We start from the raw sequence: 6,000 nt of genomic DNA, 5'->3' as shown, positions 1-6,000 counted from the left end.
AATTTGTTTTTTTATTGGGAATAGCCAATTAATAATTGTATACCATGATTCTTTTATTTTCTGCTATATTTTATCATCAACCAGATTTACATTGAGAAAATCGGCGTGGATCTATACAATACTGCCCGCTAGACGTTAAAGAAGATTTTTGTTTTTCTTGCGATATTCGCGCACGTCTAATCTAAATAATAGGAATAGGGCAGTAATATGATCAACAACGATGTGCTCCGTAGTGTTCGCTATATGCTTAACGTAAACGATACCAAGATAACTGAAATCATTAAGCTGGCTGACTTTGAAGTGGACAATGCGGATGTCGTTAATTTTCTTAAAAAAGAAGATGAAGCCGGTTATCAGGATTGCCCTGATCTGGTGATGGCACATTTCCTCAATGGCCTGATTTTCTTTAGGCGCGGTAAAGATGACAAGTTCCCGGCACCTGCGGTAGAGCCAGTTATCACTAACAATATCGTGCTAAAAAAACTGCGTGTGGCGTTTGAATTGAAAGACACCGATATGCATGATGTGTTCAACGCCGTCGAGTTTCCAGTATCCAAACCTGAGTTAAATGCTTTGTTCCGTAAAGAAGGGAGCAAAAACTTCCGCCCATGTGGCGATCAGGTGTTGCGCTATTTCCTTAAGGGTTTGACATTACGCATACGCGGTCCTAAAAAATAGAAAAAATCATGTCGATATAAAATCGGATATTGATTACCAGTACAAGAACAGGAGTGGCAATTTGCTATTCCTGTTTTTCGTTAATTAACGAGATAACCTCACTCTATTTTTAAATTAGCCCATCACAGTTAGTCTTTTCTTTATATCCCTCCTCACCGTCTTGCACTATATGTGCTCGTCTGTTGCGCATTAATGGTGCAGATAATTAGGCTGTATATCAGGCTATCTGGCCGAAATATTTATAATGTTAAATTAAATCATCAAGATATAAAACTGGCACGGCGATTGCGCAGAGTCATTCAATCTTGTGTGTTTTACTCAACGACCAGAGGTTAACGCTATGCAATATCGTAACTTAATTAAGGTTTTTGCACTTTCAGCTTCGGTTGTCAGTCTGGGTGTGGCTTTTGGCACATTGGCCGCTGATACAATTAAAGTAGGTATTTTGCACTCGTTGTCCGGCACGATGGCTATTTCTGAAACTCCCCTGAAAGATATGGCTTTAATGAGCATTGATGATATCAATGCTCACGGTGGAGTATTAGGCAAACAACTCGAACCGGTTATTGTTGACCCGGCATCCAACTGGCCGTTATTTGCCGAAAAAGCACGGCAATTATTAACACAAGATAAAGTCGCTGTTGTTTTCGGTGCCTGGACTTCGGTCTCTCGTAAATCAGTTTTGCCAGTATTTGAAGAGCTTAATGGTTTACTGTTTTACCCGGTACAGTATGAAGGTGAGGAGATGTCACCGAACGTTTTCTACACCGGCGCAGCACCAAATCAGCAAGCTATTCCCGCTGTCGAGTATTTATTGAGTGAAGATGGCGGTGCGGCAAAACGCTTTATTTTGTTAGGTACTGATTATGTTTATCCGCGAACAACCAATAAAATTTTGCGCGCTTTCCTGCATAGCAAGGGTATTCAGGACAAAGATATCGAGGAGATTTATACCCCGTTCGGCTATAGCGATTACCAAACGATAGTGAGCAATATTAAAAAGTTCTCAGCCGATGGCAAAACTGCGGTTATCTCCACCATCAATGGTGATTCGAATGTTCCTTTCTACAAAGAATTAGCTAATCAGGGCATTAAAGCCACTGATGTGCCAGTCATTGCTTTCTCCGTGGGTGAAGAAGAACTACGCGGTATTGATACTAAACCATTAGTGGGTAATCTCGCGGCGTGGAACTATTTCCAATCGGTAGATAATCCAACTAACAAAAAGTTTGTTGAGCAATGGAAAGCTTATGCCAAAGCTCACAAGTTACCGAATGCTGATACCGCTGTGACCAATGACCCGATGGAAGCAACCTGGGTTGGCATGCATATGTGGGCGCAGGCGGTGGAGAAAGCCAAATCAACTGATGTTGATAAAGTGCGCGCCGCAATGGCTGGGCAAACCTATCCGGCACCTTCCGGTTTTACCTTAACCATGGATAAGACAAATCATCATTTACATAAACCGGTGATGATTGGCGAAATCGAAGCTGATGGACAGTTCAATGTGGTGTGGCAGACGGATGCTCCTATTCGCGCTCAGCCGTGGAGCCCATTTATCGCCGGAAATGACAAAAAACCGGACCATCCAGTGAAAAGTGCTCAGTAGCGCTGGCTCTCCGGAGTCAGTCAGATGTTGCTGCCTCCGGCTCTTTTTTGCCACATATCTGTGATGAGTGAGCCTATGGAATCGTTAATTCTTATTTGGAGTAGAACGGCCAATGATTGGCTTAGGGCGATGCTGTGCCTGTTATTAGGCATGTCGACATTTGCGGTGGCAGGGCCAGCTCATGATTTTGCTGCGGCTAATCGTTCGCAACAGGCCACGATGTTGCAGCAATGGGCGACAGAGCCGGATGCGAGTCGTTTAGCATTATTACAAGCGCTGAAACAAGAAGCGTTAGTGATCGACAGTGCTGGGCAGGTTTTCATTCAGAATCATCAGGTTTTCACCCCGCTGGAGGGGCAGTTACAGCCGACTGGCATACCGAAGAAAATCTGGCTCAACAATCGGTTACGTATTTTGATTGCCAATGCATTAGCGGCTCAACGGCTGGTCAGTGACGACGAGTCTGTGCGTTTACAAGCAGCATTGGAATTACAACGGCAGGCGCAAAGTGATCAGTTGCCACTCCTCAATCAGCGTCTGAAATTAGAAATGGACAGTAAAGTTAAAGAAGCGCTGAGTATTGCGCTGGCTAATTTGCAACTGACCGACAGCAATCCGCAAATACGGTTAAATGCCGTGCAACTGTTAGGGCAATCGGGTTCACCGCAGACTCAATCACGGCTGCAAAGCTTAACCGATGTCAAAGTAGAGCCAGATGCACAGGTACGTGCTGCGGCAGCCAGCAGTTTAAAACAGGTGCAAAACCGCTTGATGGTGGGCGATGTGATCGGGCAGGTATTTAGCGGGCTGTCGCTGGGCTCTATCTTATTGTTGGCCGCGCTTGGATTAGCTATCACTTATGGATTATTGGGTGTCATCAATATGGCTCATGGCGAAATGCTGATGCTGGGAGCCTACTCTGCATATTTGGTGCAATCCCTGTTTCAACAGCTTGCTCCACATTGGTTGGCACTCTATCCGTTAGTCGCTTTACCGGTTGCTTTCTTTATTACCGCCGGAATTGGTATGGTTTTAGAGCGAACAGTGATTCGACATCTGTACGGTCGCCCACTCGAAACCCTGCTGGCAACCTGGGGAATAAGCTTGATGCTTATTCAGGGGGTACGGATGATTTTTGGCGCGCAAAATTTAGAAGTGGCCAATCCTGCCTGGCTATCGGGTGGGGTACAGCTTTTACCGAATTTGGTTCTACCTTGGAATCGCATTGCCGTTATTGCTTTCGTTGTGATTGTTTTGCTGCTCACATGGTTATTGCTGAATAAAACCCGCCTCGGATTACAGGTGCGTGCAGTGACACAAAATCGTGCAATGGCCGCGTGTTGCGGGGTAGCAACTGGGAAAGTCGATATGTTGGCCTTTGGATTAGGGTCTGGTATTGCCGGCTTGGGTGGCGTTGCACTATCGCAGCTTGGGAATGTCGGCCCGGAATTAGGGCAGGGTTATATCATCGACTCTTTCCTGGTGGTGGTGCTCGGCGGGGTTGGGCAATTAGCCGGTAGTGTTGTGGCCGCCTTGGGGCTGGGCATGCTGAATAAAATTCTGGAACCGCAGATTGGAGCAGTGCTGGGCAAGATATTGATTTTAGTGCTGATCATTTTGTTTATTCAAAAACGACCACAAGGTCTGTTTGCCCTCAAGGGCAGGGTGAGTGACTAATGAATCAACCTTTGGCGATAACCCTGGCGAAAAAAGCCCCAAACCTTAGTCTGTCATTAGCAGGTATAGTCACTATTTTACTGATTATTCTTCCTTTTTTGGCACTATTGCCTGCGGATAATCCACTGGCAATCTCGACATATACCTTAACCGTTGTGGGTAAGATTCTGTGTTATGCGGTGGTTGCCATTGCATTAGATCTGGTGTGGGGATATGCCGGATTATTATCACTCGGTCATGGCTTATTCTTCGCCCTAGGGGGGTATGCCATGGGAATGTACTTGATGCGGCAAGCTGCTGGTGATGGTTTGCCCGCATTTATGTCCTTTCTCTCTTGGTCTGAGTTGCCGTGGTTTTGGCGTGGTAGCCAATATTTTGTTTGGGCGTTGTGCTTGATCGTGCTAGTCCCCGGTTGTTTGGCTTTTATTTTTGGTTACTTTGCCTTTCGCTCCAAAATAAAAGGTGTTTACTTTTCCATTATGACTCAGGCATTAACTTATGCCGGAATGCTACTGTTTTTCCGCAATGAAACCGGTTTTGGTGGCAATAATGGCTTCACCGGCTTTACGACTATGTTGGGTTTTTCCGTATCAGCAACCTCCACACGTATTGCCTTATTCCTGGCAACACTCGCGCTGCTTATTGCCAGTTTGGCACTCGGCTTTGCCGTGGCACGAACCAAATTTGGTCGGGTACTGACTGCTGTACGCGATGCAGAAAACCGCCTGACATTCTGTGGCTATGATCCTAAAGGTTTCAAGCTGTTTATCTGGACATTATCAGCCATATTGTGTGCTCTGGCGGGGGCACTATACGTGCCACAGGTGGGCATTATCAATCCCAGTGAAATGTCACCCACTAACTCAATTGAAGCTGCAATTTGGGTTGCGTTGGGTGGACGCGGCACGTTGGTTGGCCCGGTGCTGGGGGCTGGCATTGTCAATGGTGCCAAAAGCTGGTTCACCATGGCTATGCCCGAATATTGGCAATTCTTCCTCGGTTTGATCTTTATTTTGGTGACCTTGTTCTTACCTAAGGGGGTTATTGGCTTGCTGAGACGGGGGAAAGGCAAATGAGTCGGTTTCAAATCACAGAACAACTGATTTACCCGGAAATGATTGTTCAGCAGCCAGGTGCGGTACAGCATGCTGCGGATAAGTACCGTCAACAACGGGACCCGGTGCTGACTCTGGAAGATATCAATGTCAGTTTTGATGGTTTTCATGTGTTGAGGAACCTTTCGCTGCAAATAGGCGTTGGTGAACTGCGTTGTATTATCGGTCCAAATGGTGCAGGAAAAACAACGCTGATGGATGTCATTACCGGTAAAACTCGCCCACAGAGCGGTAAGATGATGTACGACCAACACCATGACCTCTCTGTTATGAATACAATTGAAATTGCTCAGGCGGGTATTGGGCGAAAATTCCAAAAACCGACAGTATTTGAAGCATTGAGCGTGTTTGAAAATCTTGAACTGGCTCAGAAAAGCACCAAAACTGTTTGGGCCAGTTTGCGCGCTAAGTTAAATACTGAACAGCGGGATCAAATTGATGAAACGCTAACTATGCTGCGCCTAAATGATATGCGTCAGCGGTCTGCAGGTTTGTTATCTCATGGGCAGAAACAGTTTCTTGAAATCGGCATGTTGTTAGTACAAGACCCACATTTACTGCTGCTGGATGAGCCAGCCGCTGGGATGACGGATGCAGAAACGGCTTATACAGCCGAGCTGTTTAATCAATTGGCAGGGAAGCATTCATTAATGGTGGTGGAACACGATATGGGGTTTGTGGAGACCATCGCCGACCATGTTACCGTATTACATCAGGGGCAAGTATTAGCTGAGGGGACATTGACCGAGGTGCAAGCAAACGAACAGGTGATTGAGGTGTATTTAGGGCGCTGAACCGCTCTGACTCTACGTTGTCTCCCCCTCACCTTGCAATATCGAGTTGTTGCGGTTTGTCAGCAGTCTGCTGTAGTTGCGTCGCTTTCTTCTTATTATATCTCGTTATTTGGGTATTTAAGGGCAA

Annotated in this window: 5 protein-coding genes; all 5 read left to right on the top strand. The window is 46.0% G+C overall.

Annotated elements, in window-relative coordinates:
* The first annotated feature begins 207 nt into the window (after nucleotides 1-207).
* The 5 genes from HU019_RS14200 (at nucleotide 208) to urtD (ending at nucleotide 5,873) form a co-directional block, all read left to right on the top strand.
* Nucleotides 208-678, top strand: a complete 471-nt coding sequence (locus tag HU019_RS14200; protein ID WP_005168133.1) for a YehS family protein — start codon at nucleotides 208-210, stop codon at nucleotides 676-678.
* A 340-nt stretch (nucleotides 679-1,018) separates the two neighbouring features.
* Nucleotides 1,019-2,287 carry an urea ABC transporter substrate-binding protein gene (gene urtA, locus HU019_RS14195; protein ID WP_174848363.1) on the top strand — a complete coding sequence of 423 codons (1,269 nt, stop codon included), beginning with the start codon at nucleotides 1,019-1,021 and terminating at the stop codon, nucleotides 2,285-2,287.
* 75 nt (nucleotides 2,288-2,362) lie between these two features.
* On the top strand, nucleotides 2,363-3,964 hold the full coding sequence (urtB, locus tag HU019_RS14190; RefSeq protein ID WP_174848364.1) for an urea ABC transporter permease subunit UrtB: 1,602 nt from the start codon (nucleotides 2,363-2,365) through the stop codon (nucleotides 3,962-3,964).
* A complete protein-coding gene (gene urtC, locus HU019_RS14185; protein WP_174848365.1) occupies nucleotides 3,964-5,040 on the top strand; it encodes an urea ABC transporter permease subunit UrtC in 1,077 nt (358 codons plus the stop codon). The genes urtB and urtC overlap by 1 nt, the downstream gene beginning before the upstream one ends.
* Nucleotides 5,037-5,873 carry an urea ABC transporter ATP-binding protein UrtD gene (urtD, locus tag HU019_RS14180; protein ID WP_174848366.1) on the top strand — a complete coding sequence of 279 codons (837 nt, stop codon included), beginning with the start codon at nucleotides 5,037-5,039 and terminating at the stop codon, nucleotides 5,871-5,873. The genes urtC and urtD overlap by 4 nt, the downstream gene beginning before the upstream one ends.
* Nucleotides 5,874-6,000 lie beyond the last annotated feature (127 nt).

The sequence above is a fragment of the Yersinia artesiana genome, from assembly GCF_902726545.1.
Taxonomy (GTDB): Bacteria; Pseudomonadota; Gammaproteobacteria; order Enterobacterales; family Enterobacteriaceae; genus Yersinia; species Yersinia artesiana.
The sequence above is the reverse complement of the archived record's forward strand: the minus strand, read 5'-3'. Positions and strand labels throughout refer to the sequence as shown.